This is a genomic window from Modestobacter sp. KNN46-3 (assembly GCF_011039295.1).
The window spans coordinates 1-2,048 of record NZ_JAAKGN010000299.1 but is presented as its reverse complement, the minus strand read 5'-3'; the positions used below and the strand labels follow the sequence as shown (position 1 = coordinate 2,048).

The 2,048-nt window shown below is 72.9% G+C and carries 4 protein-coding genes; all 4 read left to right on the top strand.

Annotated features, from left to right (window positions below; translation table 11 throughout):
- Positions 1-195 precede the first annotated feature (195 nt).
- Entirely contained in the window at positions 196-840 is a 645-nt protein-coding gene (locus tag G5C62_RS26710; protein ID WP_164703371.1) for a TetR/AcrR family transcriptional regulator, read from the top strand.
- A gap of 56 nt (positions 841-896) precedes the next feature.
- Positions 897-1,319 (top strand): hypothetical protein, encoded by a 423-nt coding sequence (locus G5C62_RS26705; RefSeq protein WP_164703370.1) that lies wholly within the window; start codon positions 897-899, stop codon positions 1,317-1,319.
- Between the two features lie 44 nt (positions 1,320-1,363).
- Entirely contained in the window at positions 1,364-1,519 is a 156-nt protein-coding gene (locus G5C62_RS26700) for a hypothetical protein (protein WP_164703369.1), read from the top strand.
- A gap of 117 nt (positions 1,520-1,636) precedes the next feature.
- Positions 1,637-2,048: acyl-CoA dehydrogenase family protein (locus tag G5C62_RS26695; protein ID WP_164703368.1), on the top strand; the 412-nt coding region annotated here is incomplete at its 3' end.

The following is a 2,048-nucleotide window of genomic DNA, read 5'->3' as shown; positions in this document are numbered from 1 at the left end:
CGCGACCATCGAACCGCCGAGCAGGGCGTGCTGCATGAACGTGGTCTGCAGCACCTGCAGCCAGTTCTCCTGGAAGGTGACCACGGCTCAACCGCCCCGGGTGAAGAGATCGCCCTGCGCGGTGCGCTGGTCAGGGGCCTGCGCAACCCGGCGTGCCGCGAACCGCTCCGTCACGATGTGCTGCACGATCAGACCGTGACCGCCGCAGCACTCTCCCTCCACGCACCTGAGGACGGCACCGTGCCGGCCCGTCGTTCCCGCGCGGAGCGGCAGGAGATCGTCCTGGACACCGCCGAGCGTCTCTTCTCGGCGCGCAGCTCCCGCAGCGTCGGGATGGACGAGCTCGTCCGGGAGACCGGCCTGGGCAAGATGACGGTCTACCGGCTGTTCAAGAGCAAGGACGACCTGGTCGGCGCCTACCTCTCGCGCAAGGCCGCCACCGTGCTCGCCTCCATCGACGCCGAGCTGGCCCGGCACCGGGACGACCCGCGGGCCGCGCTCCTCGCGGTGGTCGACGCCGTCGAGTCCGACGTCACCAGCGTCGGTTTCCGCGGCTGCCCGTTCACCAACGTCAGCAGCGAGTACGACGACCCGCAGCACCCCGCCCGCAGCGCGGCCGCCGACTACAAGTTCGAGCTGCACGCCCGGCTCGAGGGCCTGGCCGACCAGCTGATCCCCGGCGGCGGCGACGACCTCGCCGCGCAGGTCCACCTGATCATCGACGGGATGTACCTCTCCGGCGGCCTCCTCGGCCCCGACGGCCCCGCCTCGCACGGGCGCCGGCTGGCCGAGCAGCTCATCGACTCCGCCGTCGCCGGCTCCCGGCCCCCCGCCGCCTGATCACCGCTGAGCGGGGCCGCCGGGCAGGACGACGCGGGCACCCGCAGGATCGGTCCATGACCGACCGCTCGCGTCCGGACCTGGACGACGCCACCGTCGCCGCCCTCGGCAAGCTCTCCGAGTCCCTCGAGACCGTCGAGCAGGCCCGCGGCCTGCTGTACGGCTTCCACCAGCTCACCGGCAAGGCCGACCTCCTCCTGCAGGACGCCGTCGCCGGCCTCCGCGACGCCGGGCACACCGAGCTCGCCGACGACCTCGACCGCGACCTCGTCGGGCGCAACGTGCTCGCCGACCGGTGGACCTTCCAGGTCGTCGAGGACTACGACGCCAACTACTGGAGCACCTACCGCGCCTTCGACCAGCGCGCCCGCGACGAGCTGGCCGGCGGTGACCGCCACGTGTTCGAGGCGCGGATGAAGCAGGGCGAACGCACGTCCGGGCACCCTCGCCATGAGGCCGGCCCGGTCCTGGACGACTGACCCGCCGGCTCGCCGCCCGGCCGCGCGCGGTCGAGACTCGGGACATGACCAGCTCAGCGCAGGGACCGCAGGACGACCGGGACGTCGAGCCGCTGGGCGGCGCCGTCTCCCCCACCCAGGGCGAGGACGACGCCGACGGCATGGCCGGCCCGGTCTACCCGCCGCCGGAGACCGAGCCCGACGCGCACGGCAGGGACTGACCCTCCGGAGGGCCGGGCGCGGCGCGGCGCTTGCCCTTGGCGACCGGGCGGTAATAGCGTTTGTTACCCGCGAGTAGGACCTGCTGGCGGGCAACAGCGAGCACGGGAGCACCCTCCATGAGCCACTACACGGCAAACCTGCGCGACCTCGAGTTCAACCTGTTCGAGTTCCAGAGCACCAAGGACAGGTTCGGCACCGGGCCGTTCGAGCAGATGGACGCCGAGACGGCCCGCGGGGTGCTGGCCGAGGTGCGGCGGCTCGCCGAGGGCCCGCTCGCCGCCTCCTTCACCGACGCCGACCGGAACCCGCCGGTGTTCGACCCGGCGACGCACTCGGTGACACTGCCCGAGTCGTTCAAGGCGTCGGTCCGCGCGGTGAACGCCGGCGAGTGGTGGCGCCTCGACCTGCCGGACGAGCTCGGCGGGTTCGGCGCACCGTTCAGCCTGCGCTGGGCCGCCTTCGAGATGATGCTCGGCGCCAACCCCGCGGCGTTCATGTACGGCTCCGGCCCCACCTTCGCCGCGATCC

Excerpts from the sequence above, each read along its gene's own strand:
- G5C62_RS26705 (WP_164703370.1), top strand. The coding sequence starts at position 897 with ATGACCGACCGCTCGCGTCCGGACCTGGACGACGCCACCGTCGCCGCC.
- G5C62_RS26700 (WP_164703369.1), top strand. The coding sequence starts at position 1,364 with ATGACCAGCTCAGCGCAGGGACCGCAGGACGACCGGGACGTCGAGCCG.